The sequence below is a fragment of the Paenibacillus sp. Root52 genome (genome assembly GCF_001426865.1).
In the GTDB taxonomy this organism is placed as follows: Bacteria; Bacillota; Bacilli; order Paenibacillales; family Paenibacillaceae; genus Paenibacillus.
The window spans coordinates 103785-125452 of sequence record NZ_LMFO01000029.1 but is presented as its reverse complement, the minus strand read 5'-3'; the positions used below and the strand labels follow the sequence as shown (position 1 = coordinate 125452).

General features: G+C 45.0%; 14 protein-coding genes. All 14 read right to left on the bottom strand.

Features of this window, described 5'->3' with window-relative positions:
• Positions 1–165: 165 nt before the first annotated feature.
• The 14 genes from ASD24_RS21575 to ASD24_RS21510 all read right to left on the bottom strand — a co-directional run bounded on the left by ASD24_RS21575 (position 166) and on the right by ASD24_RS21510 (position 21613).
• Positions 166–1086 carry a hypothetical protein gene (locus tag ASD24_RS21575; RefSeq protein ID WP_056700404.1) on the bottom strand — a complete coding sequence of 307 codons (921 nt, stop codon included), beginning with the start codon at positions 1084–1086 and terminating at the stop codon, positions 166–168.
• A gap of 602 nt (positions 1087–1688) precedes the next feature.
• Positions 1689–3515, bottom strand: a complete 1827-nt coding sequence (gene ade / locus ASD24_RS21570; RefSeq protein WP_056701135.1) for an adenine deaminase — start codon at positions 3513–3515, stop codon at positions 1689–1691.
• A gap of 275 nt (positions 3516–3790) precedes the next feature.
• Positions 3791–6166, bottom strand: coding sequence for an RNA polymerase recycling motor HelD (helD, locus tag ASD24_RS21565; RefSeq protein ID WP_056700402.1), 2376 nt, complete (start codon positions 6164–6166; stop codon positions 3791–3793).
• A gap of 420 nt (positions 6167–6586) precedes the next feature.
• Positions 6587–7054 (bottom strand): pyridoxamine 5'-phosphate oxidase family protein, encoded by a 468-nt coding sequence (locus tag ASD24_RS21560; protein ID WP_200956180.1) that lies wholly within the window; start codon positions 7052–7054, stop codon positions 6587–6589.
• A 217-nt stretch (positions 7055–7271) separates the two neighbouring features.
• A complete protein-coding gene (locus tag ASD24_RS21555) occupies positions 7272–8336 on the bottom strand; it encodes an FUSC family protein (RefSeq protein WP_056700400.1) in 1065 nt (354 codons plus the stop codon).
• Between the two features lie 300 nt (positions 8337–8636).
• A complete protein-coding gene (locus tag ASD24_RS21550; RefSeq protein WP_056701131.1) occupies positions 8637–9299 on the bottom strand; it encodes an HD domain-containing protein in 663 nt (220 codons plus the stop codon).
• Between the two features lie 73 nt (positions 9300–9372).
• The gene (locus tag ASD24_RS21545) at positions 9373–10812 is read right to left on the bottom strand and encodes an NAD-dependent malic enzyme (protein WP_056700398.1); all 1440 of its coding nucleotides are present in this window, start codon (positions 10810–10812) and stop codon (positions 9373–9375) included.
• Positions 10813–11029: 217 nt separating this feature from the next.
• Positions 11030–13102, bottom strand: a complete 2073-nt coding sequence (locus tag ASD24_RS21540; RefSeq protein WP_056700395.1) for a beta-galactosidase — start codon at positions 13100–13102, stop codon at positions 11030–11032.
• Positions 13103–13168: 66 nt separating this feature from the next.
• Positions 13169–14248, bottom strand: coding sequence for a glycoside hydrolase family 53 protein (locus ASD24_RS21535; RefSeq protein WP_235540744.1), 1080 nt, complete (start codon positions 14246–14248; stop codon positions 13169–13171).
• A gap of 40 nt (positions 14249–14288) precedes the next feature.
• A complete protein-coding gene (locus ASD24_RS21530; RefSeq protein ID WP_056700393.1) occupies positions 14289–15167 on the bottom strand; it encodes a carbohydrate ABC transporter permease in 879 nt (292 codons plus the stop codon).
• Between the two features lie 29 nt (positions 15168–15196).
• Entirely contained in the window at positions 15197–16087 is an 891-nt protein-coding gene (locus tag ASD24_RS21525; RefSeq protein ID WP_056700390.1) for an ABC transporter permease, read from the bottom strand.
• 246 nt (positions 16088–16333) lie between these two features.
• Positions 16334–18022 (bottom strand): extracellular solute-binding protein, encoded by a 1689-nt coding sequence (locus tag ASD24_RS21520; protein WP_056700388.1) that lies wholly within the window; start codon positions 18020–18022, stop codon positions 16334–16336.
• Between the two features lie 123 nt (positions 18023–18145).
• A complete protein-coding gene (locus tag ASD24_RS21515) occupies positions 18146–19765 on the bottom strand; it encodes a response regulator (protein ID WP_056700386.1) in 1620 nt (539 codons plus the stop codon).
• A gap of 78 nt (positions 19766–19843) precedes the next feature.
• The gene (locus ASD24_RS21510) at positions 19844–21613 is read right to left on the bottom strand and encodes a sensor histidine kinase (RefSeq protein WP_056700384.1); all 1770 of its coding nucleotides are present in this window, start codon (positions 21611–21613) and stop codon (positions 19844–19846) included.
• Between the last annotated feature and the right edge of the window lie 55 nt (positions 21614–21668).

Sequence of the window (21668 nt, the reverse complement as noted above, 5' to 3'; positions counted from 1 at the left end):
CATGGATCCCGGCATGTTCGCTAATATTCATTCAATAGCTCTTGATTCAAGCATCTCACAGCCTTCCCTAAGTCAAAAAAAGATGTCAGCAACAGGAATCGTCGCGACATCTTTGGGAAGGGTGTTTTCTTTTTTTTCTACATTAAAATTAGAAGCTTATAATCACTAGTTCTTTAGAGTTTTCCAAGACGTGTACTCATGAATTGAGAATCCGTTAAAAGATGAATGTGCTTTAGCCATATTCTCCACCAGCTTAAGCTGAGACTCCATGTACTCCGAACCCTCTTCATAGAAGGTAATAAAGTCGCCCTCTTTACTTTGCTTCGTCTCTATAGCGATGGATATCTTCTTGCCTTGTTGTGCTGCATCGATAAGTTCATCCTTCGCCACATTATAAATTGCGGTTGCTGTATCCCGGTAGGCCATGATTGTGATTGAATCATATTTCTGAATCATCCAATTGCTAACCGCCTGCGTCGAACCAGGAACTTTGTAATTATCCAGCCAGAACGGCAGATCTGCCCCAACCGGCATCTTCATCTGTTTAGCACGATCCACAATGTACTGCACATTTCCCATCCATTGCGTAATAACACTCGCTTGATTCGTTTTCCACTGTGGATGCACATGGGGTTCAATGTCCAAATGAATGCCAGCAAATTTCTCATTTGGTTGTACCTGATTTTGATACGCCTCAATCCAGTTCAGAAAATCAGCGATTTGTCCTCTACTTTCGGTCAATCCCCATGCAGATCTGCCATCCATCACATCCACTGCAATATGATTCGCTCTAGCCTCACGAATAAAGCTTGTATAATAAGGAATTTTCACATCCCGGTTCAATTGCAGGTAGATTGTATTCACCTTTTTTTCTTTGGCAAATTTCAGCACTTCTTGTGGACGACTTTGAATCTGAGTGGTATCCCAAACCCATGTAGCTCGGATAGGCTGCTCAATCTCACCGTGAATGCTCTCATAACTTTCAACTGAACCCTCTGCAATTGTTCTCGAAGAAAACGTAACACCAGCGACGAGGATTAGACAACTAACAAGTTTGATAAAATGGTATTTGGACTTCTGTTGCATATTCGTACACTCCCTCAAATGTTATATCTCTCTGATCTTTAGCACCCGGCAAAAAACTGTCGTAATTTAAGCATTTTGGCGTATTTACCAAAGGCTTTATCTAGTGAATTGCTTCTATATGCAATGCCATCTCTAAGACTTACGACGAAAGAATCATATAACATATTTCGGGTATTCACACTTCTGTATTTATAGTTCTAAAGTCTCAATTAACTGAATTTTTTCTTATTTAACGTATTAACACACAAGACTTCAGTCATTATGAACATATGAAACCTACCGACAGAAGACCTAGGAAGCGTTTTCTTGCTAGTTTGTTCAAAATGAATCGCTCACTACATCCCTTCGTTGAGTTCTGCAACAAGCTTGCAGCTAGGCTACTTCCGACGGATCAATTCACTGCTTCCGGCGGTTCACTCTGCTTTTCAGCCAATTTTCACACCTTCGCTCCGTTTCATCCTCTCCTTTAAGTACAAAATTCAATATGTTTTGCTCAGTTAAAAGCACAAAAAAGCCATCTAGATCCGCTCTAGATGGCTTGCTTATTTATCCTCAAATTTATTTCAATTCTAATATAACGTTGTAATGATGTATTAAAGTATTTACGAACCAGCCGGGGCAGCATTCACGTTCTCTGTTGTCTCATCAAACAAGGAAACCAGCTCAATCCCTTCTGCCGAGATCCGTACCAACCCCTTATCAGATAACCGTAGTTCTGGAATGACAACCAATGCCAGCAATGATAAGGTCATAAATGCATTATTCAGTGTACAGCCAACCGATTGCAACGCTTCGCTAACGGCGGCGGATTGAACAGCCACCTCTTCAAAGGACTCCGTTGACATCAATCCGGCAATCCGTAACGGGAACTCCGTCACTCCTGAACCTGTTACTACTGCAACGCCACCTTGCATGCGAATGACCCGGTTACCTGCTTCAGCCATCAAAGCATCATCATTACCGATGATCAATAGATTATGGCTATCATGAGCTACCGTCATTGCGATGGCCGCTGGTGCCGTGAAGCCAATACCTCCAACTAAAGCTACAGCCCGGTTCCCGGTTTGTTTGTGGCGCTCCAGCACTGCAATTTTACATACATCACCTGTTGTAGATACGACAACCCGACCATCCTGTACAGCAACAGGATGGTGTTTTTCCTTCGTATCCACATGATTCTCCGTTACATGAATAATCTTAGCCCCAATCGTGCCTTCTTCAATCGGCGCAGCAAGTTCCATCTGCTCTGACGTAATTGTAGGTTCCAATTTTACCGTATTCAATGCCTCTTCAGGATAGATGAAATTGTCCCATACGGCAGTCATCTGACCATTCTCTGCCACGACCTGCCCAGCCGCAATCGTCATACCAACACGCACATCCGCGAGTCGCCCATCCAGCAAAATAATATCAGCCATATTACCCGGGATGATTGCGCCAATATCCCGAGCCACACCAAACCGCTCAGCCGTATTAATGGTTGCCATCTGAAACGCTGTTACCGGCTTCACGCCCTGTGAAATCGCGAGACGCACGACAAAATCCATATGTCCTTCCTTTAGCAACGACTCTGAACTGCGGTCATCCGTAACCAGCATCATCCGGCGTGTATCCAAGCCGAGCTCCGTGCAAGCCTTGATCGTCTCAGCTACGTCATGCCAAGCTGATCCTTGACGCATTTTGGCATACATGCCTAGTCTCAGACGTTCAACCACATCTTCCTTCGTCACACATTCATGATCTCCAGTGACTCCACTAGCCGCATAGGCTGGCAAACGCCAGTCATCTGCTGCCCACGTAAAGTGTCCATCAGCTACTTTGCCTGCTCGAAGCGTAGCTTGAATCTCTCCAATCATCGTTTCATCTCCATACACAACCCCTGGAAAATTCATCACCTCGCCAAGACCAATCATATCTGGCCCCCAAGAGAGAGCTTCAGCAACTTCCTCTGGACCAATGTGAGCGCCAGTCGTCTCTAGTCCTGGATGCGTGGAAGGAACACATGATGCAACCTGCATATAGGCAGCCATTGGTGTCGTCCGAGCTTCATCAAGCATCATTCTCAGACCTTGAAGTCCAAGGACATTGGAGATTTCATGAGGGTCAAAGAATCCACCCGTTGTACCAGACGGAAGCACGGCTCGTGCAAACTCTGTTACCTTCATCTGCGTACTTTCAATATGGCAGTGACCGTCCAGTAGTCCCGGAGCTATATACTTGCCTTTCGCCTCGATGATTCGAGTGTGTTCTCCGATCGTATGACTTACATCTTTGCCGACATATGCAATCCGTGCGCCCTGTACAGCTACAGACATACCTTCTAAAATTTCACCGGATATCACGTTGACTAGTGTCCCGCCACGAATCACCAATGTTGCTGGCAGGTCCCCACGTGCTGTTGCCACTAGATCAGGTACACAATCCGCCATTAGCGGTCGGTCAAAAGATGATTTGTACAATGTAGTTGCCTCCTCCTGAATTAAACGCTCCAAAAAAGTATATTGTTTCGATTATATGAGCCCGAACACTAAGTGTAAAGAACATTTACACCAATTGTGTTTAAATCCAAATTCCGATGCAAAATTTATCCAAAGCATCCAAACCACCTAAATCTGCTCATCGATAATGTCAGAAAATATATAGAAAAACTTCCGTCCAGTCGGACGGAAGTCTACTTGGTTTCGTTAAGTCTATATCACTTTGCTTAATCCGCCTGAGCAGCAGTTACCTTTCCCGTATCATATAACGTTTCTGATTGCGAAGTGATAAATGGACTCGGTTGACCTAAACAATAGATATGAAGCAAATGCATAGCCCGTGTACACGCCGTGTAGAACAACTTGCGCTCATGCTCTTGGGCATAATACTCCACAGAACCATCGTAGATGAGTACGGCATCAAACTCTACACCTTTAGCTAAGTAGGCAGGTATGACATGAACACCTCGTTCGAACGCTAAAGTCGTTTTTTTGATCAGCTTCGGTGCGGTAGTTAATACCTTACTGAGTGCTTCATGTACTTCTCTACTCTCTTCTGCGGTCTTACAGATCACTGCTACGGACTCATATCCTTCCTGAACTAAGGCGTTAAGGTCAGCAGTGATCAGATCAAGATGCTTCTGCTCAGACGTTGTGACAATAACTTGAGGTTTCTCCCCACTACGGTTAAACGGAATTATCTCTTCTCCACCTGGAACCATTCCCTTCGTGAACTCCACAATCTCTTGGGTTGAGCGATAACTACGGGTTAACTCAATAAGTTCGGTATTTTCAGGGCCGTATAGGTTCATCAATGGTCCTGTCCCACTCAGCACAGAAGAATGGGCATAAATCGCCTGATTGAAATCACCAAGTGCTGTAATCTTGGCTCGCGGAAACAGTCTTTTCATAAATGCCAGTTGGAACGCAGAGTAATCCTGAGCTTCATCAATAATTACATGCCGGATGTTAGAGTTAATATGGAACCCAAGCAATAGTTCACGTAAGTACAAATATGGTGTGATATCTTCATAAGCAAGCTCTTGTTCTTTCATTCTCCGTAGAGTCATATCGCTGATTTCTTCCCAGTGCGTAGGCAATGGTTCTTTATCCAGCAGTCGAACGATCTGTCCTTGATCCTTGAACAATTGTGAATAAAGCTTGCGAATATCAACAAAGCGCAAAGATTTGATCCATTTTCGCAAAGGCTTAAGGCGACTACTTACGACCATTCTGGCAAGAATCTCGCGTTCCTGTCCAAAATCATCAAATGTATCTGCCTTCCCTTTTTGTTTACGCTTCAGACGCTGGAACGCTCGTTGCAGTTCTTCTGGCTCCATCAGATCAAGCTGCTGATCTACCCAAGGTGCCTCTAGTTCACTTTTCCCGAATGCGGAGAGCTCCTTCAACATCCAGTCTCTTAACATTTCGAGCCGATTCACCAGCTTCACCGATGGTTCATAACTGTAGAATTTCTCTTCCATCGCTTCAGCGGTAACAACAGCACGTCCTTGAAAACGAACCGGCTTGAACTTCATGCCATCGACCATTAAGTTGTCTTTATATTTCGTAATTACCTTCAGGAACAATTCAGACGATTTGAATCGAATCCCAGACATGCGCGCAGGGTAAGCTGTGTCTTCTGTAGCCGAGAGCACATATTCAAGCTGAATAAACGGATCTTCAAGCTGGTATTCCCGTCCAAGACGGCGCTCCAGATACTCTTGGAACGTCGTTTGCAACATATTTTCTTCCCCTAGCTCAGGTAATACCGTTGATACATAACTATTGAACATTGGGTTTGGCGAGAAAAGCACCATCTGATCCGCTGACAAATGTTCACGGTATTTATATAGAAGATAGGCCACGCGCTGAAGGGCAGCCGACGTTTTGCCGCTTCCAGCAGCCCCCTGTACAATCAGCATACGTGTTCGATCATTACGGATAATACGGTTCTGCTCTCTCTGGATCGTCGCCACAATACTTTTCATCTGCGCATCTGACGTCCGGCTCAGAACGGCCTGCAACAATTGATCACCGATGGTTACGCCTGTGTCAAACATGAACCGGATACGACCTTCACGGATGACAAATTGCCGCTTCATCTCAATGTCGCCGCTAATCTCACCGCTGGGTGTCTCATATGTGATCGGCCCTGGCGCGCCGTCATAATACAGGTTGGATATTGGGGCACGCCAATCGTACACCAAGAAGGATTCCTCCTTCTCATCCAATAAGGAAGCAATGCCAAGATAAATGCGCTCTGCCTGCGGATATCCGTCCTCTTTGAAATCGATGCGTCCAAAATAAGGCGAGTGATGTAGTCTTTTCATTTTGTCGAGTGCCGCTGCCGTATTCAAATGGCTACGCTCCCGATCCGATAGGACCTGTGACTGCTGCCGCATACTTGTAGAGGTTTCCCCTACATCATCGGCTTCACTGAAGTTCATCGTAACCTCGTCCCAGAAATCCTTTCTCATCTCTACAACTTCGTCTCTAAAGGAACCAACCTCTTGTTCAAGAATTGTAATTTTACGTTCAATCTGATTGGTTACACTGTCGACCCGATGCTGTTCTTCGCTCCATTGCTGATCTGTACTCATATAATCCTATGCCCCTCTTTCCCCGGAATGTTTCCTCAAAAGCTCATTTGACATGCCCGACTAGGCCATGGTATAATTATTAGAAAGTAAACATTTTAATTTTATGTTAATTAGTTCTAATTTTTTGAAAACCATTTTTTATTGTACCAGTGACAACGTCCCGATGCAAGTGGAGGCGTTTTTTGTTGTTTTCTAATGTTATTTTCTAACTCCTACTTCTTCAATGTATTGTCATATGCTCTTGGTTCATTACGTTTAATGACACACTACCCTGCTGTTAGCTCTTCTCCAACACCCCATATATCCTATGCAACATCATCTCTTCTTAGCTTATTATTACCCACCATATGGATCGATATAGATAATTTCACATGGTAATTATGATTGTTTACGTACTAATAAGAGATTTATAAGTAATCTCTATAGTCGCAACTCTGCAATCGTCTCTTCCCAGCGCTTTAATGTGCCAGGCTCATCCTTCAATTGAAAGGTAATCCCAGAGGTGATATCCGCATAAGGCGCATGATCTACACGAATACTCCTTATCTCACCTTCGTAGCGATCCCTTGGATGAACAGACCCAGGTAAGGGAGGAAGCGCACGTAACGCAAGTCGAATAGTTAACAACTGATGATCTACAATGGCGACCAAAGTAGCCTTGCCTGTCCGCTCCATATTTTGGCTTGTCTGCGTTCCAGACCACAATGCAAGTCTCAGCACGGTTGGACTTATCGCAACCAGTTCTCCCACACTAATCATGGCTTGATGAGGCCACGCATCTTCCGAGACGGTTAGTAGCTGCATGGCTTCATGTTTTTTATGTTGTAAATGCTGCCCATTGAACCACTGCATTAATTCAGGGTTAAGCTCTGTTATTATTGAAGTCATAAGATCTCCCTCGGTTCATTATAGAGGTAGTTCAAAAAGTCCGCTTTGATTACAAGGTGCCTAGTGGCATCTCAGTATCGAATAAGGGGGTTGAATTTTGAACGCATTTATCATATTAATGGTTTGGTATCCCTGCAACAAAATAACCCGGACAAGGCTGCCCGGGCTAAGTTGTGGTTCTATTGTATATGAGTATGCCGCCAACTGCAATTCACTGTTATGGCCACTTAATCCAATTCAGGATATGATCCTGTGAGTCCTTATCATCGCTGCCACTGTGTACATGATCAGCAAGGCGGTTGAGGCGCTCCAGCTGATAGCCATAATCATAGATCGCTGCAGCAACAATGGACAGTCGAAGCATGCCGTTCTGGTCAACATCAAACTCCGTGATCGCTTGCTCCATAAAGTGATCATTGTCCAAAATAAACTGCTCCGCCTCTTCACCATTGGGCTTCAACTTATCTTCGAATTTGAGAAGTGCGTGCTCGTGAAATTTAATCAATCTCTCCAGGTGGGTATCGAAGAAACGATCCAACTCAGGGCTTCGCTGTGCTTGGAAATAGTGACGTTCGACAGAGTCTAATACTTCATAACCCTTTTGCAGACTCAGTAACATCTGCTTATACACAACCATTTGGCGGGTCTGACTGAACTTCGAACGTTTCATCTTTTTCTGTTCTTCTTCAAACAAATTGTACTTATCTGACAGGGATTTAATGGAGCCTCCCAAATTGCTCTTCTCGTCTCGGAATACAGCTTCCTTAATCTCATCTGAGATGGACGTTCGTAGCAAGAGCGACATGCTGTTAAATACACTCTGAATCTGCTTCACAAACTGTACCTTCGGTTTGGGAGGAAAGACTGTAATGTTGATGAGGAAGGCTGACACGATACCAATAAGCGTTAAGAGAAACCGATTCAGTGCAAAATGCCAATCTCCCGAAGCTTCCATAATGGAAACAACAGTAACCAATGTCAGACCTACGGTTTCGCCCATATTCAGCTTAAGACAGATCATGATAACGAGCACAATAATCAATCCAACCGCTATGGGCTCATTGGACAGTACCATACCGCCAAGTAGCGCAACAATGGCACCAAGTGTTGTTGTCTGCAACTGATCCAAGAAGTATTTCCATGATCGATAAATGGATGGCTGCATGGCAAAAATCGCCGCGATCGCAGCCGGCACAGGCGACTGCGGGTTAAGAAACATACTGAGGTACAGAGCAAGCGTTACCGCAATCCCTGTCTTAAGCACTCGTGCTCCGAACGACACGGCAACCCCTCCTTACCTAACCTATCTTTTCTGTAAACTGCATTATTAATCATTATTACCCCGTATTTCATTGTAGTGATCTTTATTTTCATGTCATATTCTCACAAGAACGATTCATTGTACCACGGAATATGTAGTCTGTGCTATTCGAAAGTGCATTCATACACACTAATCCGAAGCATAGAAGCGATTTTGACTCCACTTCAATCCATTGCTACAAGAATAGACCGCACTCTGCGGGAGAGATAACGGTCTATTCATGCTATTTCATGTTATCCCCCAATTTAATGCAGGATACGCTTATACGTTGTCTTTATCGGTTCCTTCCCATTCACGTTTGAACTGTTCTACGAATTGTACCATATAAGCATGTCGTTCCTCCGCCAGCTCTTTACCATATGATGTATTCATAAGCTCCTTCAGCTTAAACAGTTTCTCGTAAAAATGGTTAATCGTTGTGCTGCGCCCATTGCGATATTCCTCCCGGGTCATCTGTTCCCGTGGGGGAAGGGTAGGATCATACATCTGCCGCCCTCTGGAACCGCCAAATGAAAAAGCACGGGCTATCCCGATTGCTCCTAGCGCATCGAGACGATCTGCATCTTGTACAACCTGAGCCTCTAAGCTGGAGACTTCAGGACGTTGTCCACCTGCGTAAGAGATCGTACTGATAATGTTCACGACCGTATCGCGTGTACTTGCCTCAAGCGGCTGTGTATCCAGCCATGCGTGCAGCTTCGCCATGCCCGCCTCCAAGCTTGCATTCAGCTTCTCATCAGGCACATCATGCAGTAACGCTGCTAGTTCCACGATAAATGGATCTGCTCCCATCCGATGAGCAATCTCTACCCCCAGAGCAGTGACCCGCTCAATATGAGACCAGTCATGGCCATCCGCATGTTCTGCTAAATCTGCCTGAACAAAGGTACGCGCGGCTTGAAGAATTTCTTCACCAACCCGCATGCCATCGGTCTGATGGTTCAAACCTGAATCCTGCAGATTTGCTGTAGATCGCTCAGAAGCATGCTCACCCATCCTACAATTCCTCGCTTTCACGCGTTTGTTCCCGTGGTACACGACGAGCCACACCTGTTTTTACCGCCGCCTCGACAATACGATTACGCATCGACTTGACAACTTTGTCGTTAAACACACTTGGGATAATATAATAGCGAGAACGCTCTTCATCGGAGATCGCAGCAGCAATGGCCTTCGCAGCAGCTAACTTCATCTCCTCATTGATCTCTGTCGCACGGCAATCCAGCACAGCTCTGAACATACCCGGGAAGCAAAGCACGTTATTAATCTGGTTCGGGTAATCCGAACGTCCTGTCGCCATCACGGCTACAATATCCTCAACCTCAGCAGGCATAATCTCGGGTACAGGATTCGCCATGGCAAAAACGATTGGATCTGCTGCCATCGATTGTACATCTTCCCTGGATAGCAGATTGCCTCGTGAGAGACCAATAAATACATCTGCATCACGGATAACGTCACGCAGGGAGCCTGTCTCAAGCTCCGGATTCGTACGAGTCGCGTAATCGCTCCAGACCTCACTCTCATATGTCTGGGTGCGTACAAGAGCACCTTCACGATCTACGCCAATTAGCCGATTCGCTCCTGCGGACAACAAAATATTGCTACAAGCCACACCTGCCGCACCAATACCGCATACGACGATCTTCACATCCGCAATCGATTTTCCGACCAATTTCAGTGCATTGATCAATCCAGCATATAACACAACTGCTGTGCCATGCTGGTCATCATGAAAAACAGGAATATCCAACTCCTCGTTCAAGCGGCGTTCAATTTCGAAGCACCGCGGTGAGGAAATGTCCTCCAGATTAATACCACCGAATGCAGGTGATATCGCTTTCACAGTTCGAATGATTTCCTCGGTATCCTGCGTATCTAGGCATATTGGAAAAGCATCCACACCAGCGAATTGTTTGAATAACATCGCCTTACCTTCCATTACAGGCATTGCGGCACGCGGGCCGATATTGCCAAGACCAAGAACAGCACTTCCATCCGATACAACTGCTACAGTATTACGCTTAATTGTTAGTGAAAATGCCTTGCCCGGCTCATCCGCAATGGCTGAGCACACACGAGCCACATCAGGTGTATACACACGGGACAGATCCTCCCGGTTATGAATCGGTGTTTTCGGAGTTACCTCAATCTTACCTCCCAGATGTAAAAGGAACGTTCGATCTGATACGTTAACGATGGATACGCCTTTTAGCTCGCGTACCGCGTCTATAATTTTGCTGTTATCCTGCGAATCGGTTACTGCTACAGTTAAGTCACGTACACTAACATCCTGGTTCGTTGAAATCACGTCAATGGCAATGATGTCTCCGCCAGCTTCCGAGATGGCCGATGCCACTTCGCCAAACTTGATATCTTTCGTTGTCATTTCCAGCCGAATAATAATGCTGTTGCCATCTAGATTCCTTTGATTCATTCCAATTCCTCCCAGACTGTAAGTCTTGAGTTGCATGTTACCTTTTTCTCTTCGCTGCACATGCACTCTTTTCCTTTATCTTACCCAGAAAAAGTCTAAAAGGGTTCATTGGCCTTATGAATATAACCTTGAGATCACCGACTAAACCTAACCTATGCAAAAGACCACCCTACACGTCTAAACGACGTTCAAGGTGGCCTTAATAAGATGGTTATTTTTATTTACGCTCTACAGCTCTGCGCAATACACGGATATCATACGGTTGCAGTGTGATTTGCGCCGGAACCGCTTCTCCGCGAAGCAGATCGGTATAGGACTGACCATCCAGCTGCACTTGCTTCGTCTCCGATGTATAGTTTTGCACAAACACATAATCTGCTGTTCCATCGGTTCGAGTATGAGCAGTGGTTCCTGCTGGAAGCTCTGTTTGCAATCCACGTTCAATGTTCAGATCATGGATCAAGCTACCGTAGAAGTCATCATAAAATGGTGCTTTCAGACGTGCCGCCATATAATATGCCTTACCTGATCCCAGACGATTAACCGTCAGTGCAGGACGTCCTGCATAAAAGTCAGAACGATACGTAGCCAGGGATTCCGCACCCTCCAGATGAATGAGGTCACACAGCTCAATTGCATCATACTCTGTGTTCAGCTTAAGCTCATTGCCCTTCTCTGGAATGATTCCGTTCAGTTCACGATCGTGTAATCCATCAATCTCCTCTGACCAGATTCCCAGCGTTTTGCGCAGCGGACCTGGGAATCCACCCAAGAAGCACAGATCATTCTCGTTTACAATGCCGGACCAATACGTTGCCACAAAGGTTCCGCCATTTTCAACAAACTTCTCGATGCGCTCTCCAACGCCTTCTCTCATCAAGTAAAGCATTGGTGCAACAAGCAATTTGTATTTGGAGAGGTCTGCATCCATATCGATAACGTCTACAGCCACTCCCTTTTTCCAGAACGCTTCGTAATGCGCTTCCACCGTCTGCTCGTACTTCACACCGATATTTCGTGGTCCCTGAGAATCATTCACAGCCCAGCGATTTTCCCAATCGAAGATAATGGCTACTTCTGCTGGAACCGCTGTTCCAACAATCGCCTCCATGCCTTCAAGCGCTGTACCTACGTCAGTCACATCTTGGAATACGCGTGTATGCTCTGTTCCAACATGATCTACCACTGCACCATGCAGCTTCTCACTAGACCCCCGGCTCTTTCTCCACTGGAAATACTGCACGCTGTCTGATCCGTGTGCTACAGCCTGTAATGAGGATAACAGATGCATGCCTGGACGTTTCAGCTTGCTCACTTCCTGCCAGTTCGTTGAGCTAGGTGTGCTTTCCATCAATAAGAAAGGTTGTCCACCCTTAATGGAACGAACGATGTCATGCATCATTGCGATTCTGGATGCTTGTTTCCCATCATCATCCGCATCATGCCATGTCGGATAACTATCCCATGAGAGGAAATCTAGAATATCAGCAAATTTCCAGTAGTTCAACCCACCGTAAAACTCCATCAGGTTGGTTGTGACCGGTAAATCCGGATTCTTAGCTTTCAAAGGTTTAGTTTCGTGAACGATAAAGTTAGCAGTCTGATCGGTTACAAAGCGGCGCCAGTCCAGATTCATCGCATGTACCTGTGTCTCACCATGCGGAGCAGGAGACTCAACTTGACTCCAATCTGTGATCGTATGACTCCAGAATGTGGTCCACCATGCATGATTAAGCTCATCGAGCGTTTTATATTTGTTCTGAACCCATTCGCGGAATGCTGCTTGACAGTAATCACAATGGCAATCCCCACCGAATTCATTGGAAATATGCCAACCAATCACTGCCGGATGATCCGAATAACGCTCAGCAAGCTTGGAATTGATTGCAGTCACCTTTTCCCGATAAACCGGTGAAGTATAACAATGATTGTGACGGAAACCATGAAGATTACGAACACGGTTCTCGGACACACGCAGCACCTCTGGATACTTAGCAGACATCCAAGCTGGTCTCGCTCCGCTTGGAGTTGCTAGAAAAGCATAGATGCCGTTTGCCGCAAAACGATCCAATACTTGATCAAGCCATTCGAACGTGTATACGCCCTCTTCCGGTTCAAGGGATACCCAAGAGAAAATGCCGATGGACATCACATTACATTTGGCAAGCTTCATCAAGCGAATATCCTCTTCGAGGATCTCAGGGTAACGAAGCCACTGCTCCGGATTGTAGTCTGCTCCGTGAAGCATGTGTGGTGCTTTCGAGCTTACAGGTGGAAATTTGTATGTCATAGGGAAAAACTCCTTTAATGATGTAATCTATTGTTGTGATAACTCTGTTCAAACTGTAGCTATACACTATTTAGTTATTAATGTATCCTGACCATCGGTTAATGCTGCAAACGATTCCAACTTACGTCCTTTGTAGTCAAACATCGCTAAGTTCGCCCAGTTATTCGCATGTCCAACCGACCATTCGGGTTTACTAGGAATCCATGCCGGTTCCCAATAGTAGAATCCGACACCTAAACCACCGGGTACTTCACGAATAATCTGTAACATGTCTCTCAGATAACGACGTTGACCTTCAACGGTCGCCGGGTACCCAGGCAACAGCATATCTTCCTGTCTCATAATCCACTCATGACCTTCAAGCTCTTCTAACGTCCATGGGTAAGCGGTTTCTACAACTACAATTTCTTTACCATAACGTTTCGCCAGATCATGCATATTCTCCTTCAATGCGTCGAGTGTGCCATGCCACCAAGGATAATAAGAGAGACCAATGGTATCAAACTCTACGCCGAGCGCTTCAAAGCGATCATAGAACTTGACGCTCTCTGCATTATCTCCGCCACGATCAATGTGGATCATAATATTAATATCTGAATCGATCGATTTCACGGCAGCGATACCATAATTCACAAGCCCTGCAAAGCGTTCCCACTGTTCATCGGTATCATGTTCCTCTCCACCTACTCGACCCTCATCCCACAGCATACCAGGCGTGATCTCGTTACCTACCTGCACCATATCCGGCAATGCATCGTGCTCCTTCAGCGTTCGTAATACCTCTGCCGTATAGTTGCACACCGCACGTTGAAGCTCTTCATAAGACAGCTCCTCCCATGCCTTCGGCTTCCACTGGTTAGCTGGATCAGCCCAACGGTCTGAATAATGGAAATCAAGCAAAAATTGAAGACCATGAGCCTTAATACGTTTGGCTACAGCGACTGTCCGCTCTAGGTTACAGAAGCCACCAGCCGGATCATTCCAGATCCGCAGTCGAATGGCGTTGGTATCGTTATGTTTCAAAATAGACAGCAGATCTTGCTCTTTGCCATCTATATCACTAAAACTGCCTCCATGTTGTTCGATCTCATCCATAAATGACACATCCATTCCAAGAATGAATGGCCCACTATACCGGTTATTCACACAATCAACCTCCATTGAACGAAGTAATTACGTTCTGGGCTCAGCCTTTAACTGAGCCCAGTGTCATACCTTTAACAAAGAAGCGTTGCAAGAAAGGATACACGATCAGAATCGGCGCACTACCAATGAAAATCTGTGCAGCTCTTACCGTTGTCTGAGAGATCGTTTCCAGTTCTTTCGGATTCATCGCCATCGTACTCATATCACGCTTGATAATAACGGTCTGCATGAATGTAGCCAGCGGATAATCCTTGGCATTGTTCATATACAACAATCCGTCAAACCAGGAATTCCAGTGAAATACCATACTGAACAATGCAATGGTTGCGATTGACGGCATGGAGATCGGCAGGAAGATACTGAACAATGTTCTAAAATGGTTCGCTCCGTCCATCAGTGCTGCTTCCTCCAGCTCTTTCGGAATGCCACGGAAGAAGTTCAGCATCAAGATGACAAGGAATGTGTTTACTGCACCTGGGAGTACCAGCACCCAGAAGGAATCCATCAATCCGATCTTTTGGATAACCATATAGAATGGAACCAGTCCACCGTTGAAAATCATACTGAATACAAAAATCCAGGAGTAGATTGTTCTACCTTTGAACTCACTGTTTTCTTTGGACAACGGATAGGCTGCCAAGAACGTAATCAGCAAGGTAATCGCTGTACCAATCACGGTACGAAGCAGTGAAATCCAGAGAGAGTTCAAGAAAATGGGATTATTCATTGTCTTTTTGTAAGCTTCAAGCGAGAAGCCTACTGGCCAGAGACTGACCAGGTTAGCATCTGCAGCAGCTTTATTACTGAACGAGACAGCCAGTACGTGAATCATCGGGACGATACACATGATGGCAACTAACAGCAGAAAGCAAATATTGATAACGTTAAACACGCGATATGATTTCGTTTTATGATACATCGTGGTCCCTTCCTTCTCTGTTCATTCGATTAGAATATGCGGTATCCGGCGTACTTCTTGGCTAAGCTGTACGATACGAGGATCAGCACCATACTGATGACGGATTTAAACAATCCAATCGCAGTAGCGAAACCCATCTCTCCATTTTCCAGCGCCGAGCGATATACGAATGTATCGATGATGTCCCCTGTTTGATACACGAGCGGGTTGTACAAGTTGAAAATTTGGTCGAAACCGGCATTCAATACATTTCCCAGTGCCAGTGTTCCAACAACCATCAGCATCGGTACGAGAGACGGAACCGTAATATGAAGGGTTTGTTTCCAACGATTCGCTCCGTCGATCTCAGCTGCTTCATATAGCGCCGGGTTAATACCGGCAAGTGCAGCCAGAAAGACAATCATGTTATAACCGAATTCCTTCCACACATCCGTTAGAATGATCGTTGGTCGGAACAAGCTGTTATCGCCTAAGAAGAAGTATGGTCCGAGTCCGAAGGTTCCCAATACTCGGTTAACCAATCCTCCAGTTGACAACAAGTCTAGCAAAATCCCGCCCAGGATAACCCAAGACAAGAAGTGAGGCAGATATACCAACGTTTGAATGGTCCGCTGAATAGCCATCTTACGAACCTCATTCAACAGGATTGCAAACACAAATGGTACACATAAGTTAAAGATCAGTTTGAGCACAGCAATGATTAATGTATTCCAGATAACCTGCAAGCTGTCTTCACGTTCAAACAAGTATCTAAAGTTGTCCAATCCGACCCAATCGGAGCCGCTAATTCCAAGCCATGGCTTATAGTTCTGAAATGCCATAACGATCCCGCCCATAGGCACATAACTGAAGATGATCAGAAAGATGATGGCTGGCAGCAGCATTACGTGGAATGGCCAAGTACGTTTCAAAGTTCTCATGATTGCTCCCCCTGTAGTTCTTCCTACTCAAGTACTCCCTGAGTGGCTTATAATGCGATTATATCAAGCTTTTGAGGCACTCAAACAGCGCATAAAAGCAATATAAATGGCACAAAAGCAACTACTTTAGAACCATACAATGCTTCATTTGTATTGGAACCAATTTCCATGGATGACGTCTTCCTGTCCTCTCAAAAAAACAAAAAAACGCGCAGACTACAAGTAGCCTGCGCGCCGGTTAAAACCTTATTTTCTTACACCTTCATACCACTCGTTAACCTCTTGAGTGATCTGATCTCCGCCACCAGCTTTCCACGTCTGAACAAACGTATCGAACGAATCTACCGGATTTTTGCCATAGATAATTTCATTGAAGGTCTGATTCTCAATTTTGTTGAGGTAATCCAATTTGGATTTCATTGTCGCTGTCGTAGGACCAGTAAACATGTTTTTGAATGAGATTTCTTCCTGTGCAAGCAACACTTTAGCTGCGGCAGGTGTTTCTGTACCATAGTTTGCGGCAACATCTTTTTCAAGCTTCGTCTCTGGCTCTTTGCCATCAGCCAGATTCATCAAGGCTTTCATTTGTGCATCTGGAATACGGGCGCCATCACGCACGAGCAAGTAACGTACTACGTTAACATACCCGCCTTCAATATCTTCATATCGTTTTTGTTTTCCGTTTGCATCTAATTCAAAGTCATAGCTTTCAAAGAGACCGTTATCATACTCACTGCCTGGTGCTGGATTAGCATAATTGTCAAACAGGTAGTTTTGATATGTGAAGAATGCTTCTGGGTTCTGCATATCTTTCTTAATCAGCGTAACACCGTTAACGAATTGCGTACCATGACGCATTGCTTTGCCTTCAGGCCCTACCGGGATTTGAATTGGCTTCCACACAGCACTAGATACGTTCTTCACTGTATCAGCCAATGGCCAGCCGCTCATCCAGTAAGGACCAGGGATAATACCTGCTGTACCTGCAACTGCTGGTTCTGCAGTTTTGTTCTCATCCCACAGCGCTGCTTCTTGAGGAATGTAACCTTTGGTCAACCATTCATTCAATTTAACTAGACCTTGTTTCATGCCTGGGTTAATTGAACCATATTCGAGCTTGCCATCTGCTCCCACATTCCATTGGGAAGGCAGCGTACCGTATGCACCGAAGATCCAGGATGGATCTCCCATCCATGTGTTCATGGACGTTTTGAAACCAATACTGAGTGGTGTTACTTTATCCGGAGCCAAGCCGTCCGGGTTTTTGTTTTTGAACGCTTCCATAACAACTTCCAGCTCGTCAATCGTTTTTGGTGCTTCAAGGTTCAGCTTGTCCAACCAGTCTTGACGAATCCAGAGCAGGTAATCATTGTTGTATGCATAGTCGAGTACTGGAATTCCCATTCTCTTGCCGTCACGACTGTACTGATTCCATACGTTTGAATCTTGAGCCATAGCCTCTTTCCATGTGTCCGAAGCGTATTTGTCGAACAACAGCCCTACTTCCTGATACATGCCGGAATCGATTAAATCTTGAGCAACCAGGTTATCTGGTTGGCCAATGGTCACAATGTCAGGCATTTCTTGACCTGAAGACATGGCGAGACGCAGTTTAGTTGCAAACGCACTGTTTGTATCCGTTACAGACCAAAGTGACTTAATGTTAATACCGAATTTGTCCTTAGCCCATTTGGTCGCTACGTTATTTTCCATGGATTCACCATTTTTGAATTTCAGTTCAGGGTCAATCCCCCATGCAGTTGTAATGGTTACCTCTGGGTCATACTTTTCTTTGTATTCATTCTGAACACCAGATGTACTTGGTGCTGCACTCTCCTCCGCACTGCCTCCTGAACATCCTGCAAGAACGACAGTCAGACTCAGTGTTGTAGCGAGAAGCGACAAAAATTTCTTTTTCGTTGATTGCGCTCTCATGTTGTTCCCCCTTCAATCGTTTTGGTTACCCTTTCATTATAGGCTGGCCGGGCCTTTGTTCCTATGATACGAAATCAAGATTTCTGCACCTTTGCCAACCTATATTCTGGAATGATGTTGTAATTACGACTGATCTCGATACTCATTTGGGGTCATCCCGTAATGTTTTTTAAACATTTTGCTGAAATATTGAGGATTTTGGTACCCAAGCTCACTCGTAATCTCGTATATCTTTTTGTTCGTATTTTTGAGCAGATACAATGCACGCTCCATCCGCATGCGAATCATATAGTCCCCTAGACCCTCTCCTGTTTCTGCCTTATAGATTTTGGATAGGTATACTGGATGCAAGTACACTTTGTCCGCAATCATCTTCACAGATAACTCTTGCCCTGTTTCACGGGTTACTAGCTCTTGAACTTGTTTAATAACATGTCTTCGGCTCTGTGTTCCTTCTTGATCAGATAGTTCTTCTTGGAGCTTGGTTAACATTTCTGTTGCCCAGCGGCGCAGCTTCTCAGGTGATTGAATCAACTGATGTGCCAAGAGCAAGTCAAAGCCGGCATGATCAATCTCATGTACGAGATGTCCCTGTTTATGTGCAATATACATAAATGCATTCGTTACGGATAAATACATCTCATAGACATGTTCTCGTGACAATCGCACACGCTCTGCCTCATCAAATACAGCCTCAAGCTTACGTGCGGCTGCCTCCCACTGTTTGGTTTCCAGCAATTGAGGCAGAACTGGCGGCTTGTATAGCTCATCCAATGCCTGCGCATCATTATCGGAGCGCTTGGTCGTGTTAGCATCCAGATACTGAATCATATTCTCCTCTGGTCCTGTAAGCACAAGTGAGCCTAATCCCCGGCGATATGCCGTCGTTAGTTCTTCAAAAGCAAACGGCTGCGTTACGACCATAGAGATATCTCCCTGCAAATATCGAATGACATGCTCCCGGAAGGTAGCGGTAGGTTCCTTAATCTCGTCCAGAATCATCGCTTCGGCTCCGTTTAAGTTCTGATGCTGTATCAACATGACTAGGCATTCATGAGGGCCATGACCAAACCAAACATTAAACTGTGGACCAAACACCTCTTCCGCGATATTTCCCACCGCAAAATCCATCAGATCTAATGATTGTTGATCCATACTTGAGAATCGACCGGCAAGACGAATTAACATCATAACAGCTGGTTGTTCCGGTTCCAGTTGAATCTCGTACTGCTGCAACTGTTCACCAAGTGCCCGAGCTGTAATCTCACGTCCTAACAATAGATCATGCATCAAATTTTCGCGCAGAATTTTGTAATCGGACTTGCGGCTATATAATAAGCGGTGATATTTATCGAATTCATCCCATTCATCTCGAAGTGACGTGATCGCTGCGGATACGGATGCCATGAATTCATCATCGTTAACTGGTTTGAGAATATAATCGGCTGCCTGCAACTGAATCGCCTTTTTCGCATATTCAAAATCACTATGACCTGTTAACAAAATACAACGGATATGCGACCAACGGGTACTGACTTCTGCAACAAGATCCAGTCCCGACATGCCTGGCATACGAATATCTGTCACTACAATGTCCACTGCATTTTCTTCCATAATCGCTAATGCTTCTTTTGCAGAAGCAGCACGAAACACTGTCGTTACCCCAAGCTCACCCCAAGGGATCGTTAGTTCCAGACTTTCTGTTACATACGTCTCATCATCCACCAATAAAATATCAATCAATTTATACACTCCTCATCTTCAACGCTGCATTTCTTAGCTCTCATTGCACATCCTCATAGTCATACATCACATCTGCTCTTAATCCATCGGCGCCTGTAATTCTGTAATCTTCTCTTCACTCACAGGCCATCTTAACGTCACTCGCAATCCGCCAAGCTGAGATTCCTCAATATGAAGACCTGCCTTCTCACCATATCTCAGCTGCAAACGCTGGTTCACATTCCACAGACCACAGCCCATTTCCTGATCCATCGTTCCTCTGAGTTTTAACAGCAGAGCTTCTCGCCCTTCTGCATTCATCCCCTGACCATCATCCTCGACCTGAAGGATCATCATTCCATCGCGGCATTCACCCGTAACCTTGATCTCTCCCGCCTCAGCATCTGCCTCAATCCCATGAATCACTGCGTTCTCTACTAATGGCTGAACAATCAGTGGTGGAACTTCCTGCAGCAGTATATCTTCGGATAAATCAATGGTGTAGTGAATGCGATCCATACGCATCTTCTGAATCTCTAAATAACAATTCACGAATTCGATTTCCTCTGTAAGTGGTACGACATCCCGTTCCTGTCTCGTTGTATAACGATAATATCTAGACAGATTATGTGACATCGCCACGACGGCATCCACCCGTTTGAGCTTAGCCATACTGGTAATAAACGAGAAGCAATTATAGAAGAAATGCGGATTAATCTGTGACTGTAGCTGCTTCAGTCTAGCTTCACGCACATGTATTCGTTCCAAATACACATGTTCAAACAACTGCTGAATCTGATCTACCATTGAATTGAACCGTTCGGACAGAAAGCTAAATTCATTACGTCCTTTAGGCTGAATACGAACAGAATAATCCTCCTGCTTCAAGCGCTGGAAACCACGAATAAGTTGCTTGACCGGCACCTGTACCTGAACATATAACATATAGGCTGCCAGAAAACTCATTAGAAATAGGCAGAGCATCGAGGAATAAAACAATAGATTCGATTGATGAATCGGCTTCAAAATCGCTGACAGCGGCATATAATCAACCAGATACCAGCCTGTTGTGCTTGATTTCACCGTGTTGACCATGTAAGGATCCCCATCAATAACAACAGTTCGATTGTCCACATCCTTCAGCTGATGAATGGACAATTGATTGATAAGTTGGCCGGTTAGCGTTCGATCCGAGGTACGATTATAGATGACCCCTGCATCTTCGCGATAATAGAAGGGGTCGTGCCTTCCGTCATCTTTAAACTTGTCTAACATGTCACGGATGTTGCTGCTATCAAACTCCAGTTTAATGATCGTTTCCGCATTCACTGCCGGGTCACTAATCCCATAGGGCGATACCGTAATCCAGCTGAACATGAAGCGATCATCCTCTCCTGCTACACCAGCAATTCGGCGTACGTCCCAGCCCGAAGAGATTGAATTCTGTAAGGAGAGCTTGTCATATGAGCGGGCGTCCCGTTCAGATACAACCCTGCCCAAGGAAGGGGAGTATAAATACAATTTTGTCTCCCAGTTAGAGGAGCTCTCCTGAATGCTTAACTTGTTCTGAATTCGTTTTACAAGATTGATGGTATCCAGATCAAAATACGAGCTATCTGCAAAGATCCGTCGAAAGCTAGCAATATCGGGATCATGAATGAGCAGGTTCGGCCATGATGATAACAATTCAATATGTGTGTTCACCTGATTCTGAAAGAACTCAAGCTGATTGCTGTTTGAGCGATTGAGCTCATCCCGAAGCACAGCTGTTGTTTTGTGATTGGAATACCAATAGAGCAATACGACAGGAATTAACATAATTAAAATCAAAATAACCATCTTGGAAAATAGGTTTGTCCGATATGACATTTTCTCATCTCACCTTGTCTCAAATTGTCAGTGACATCTATTTTAGCTATACATG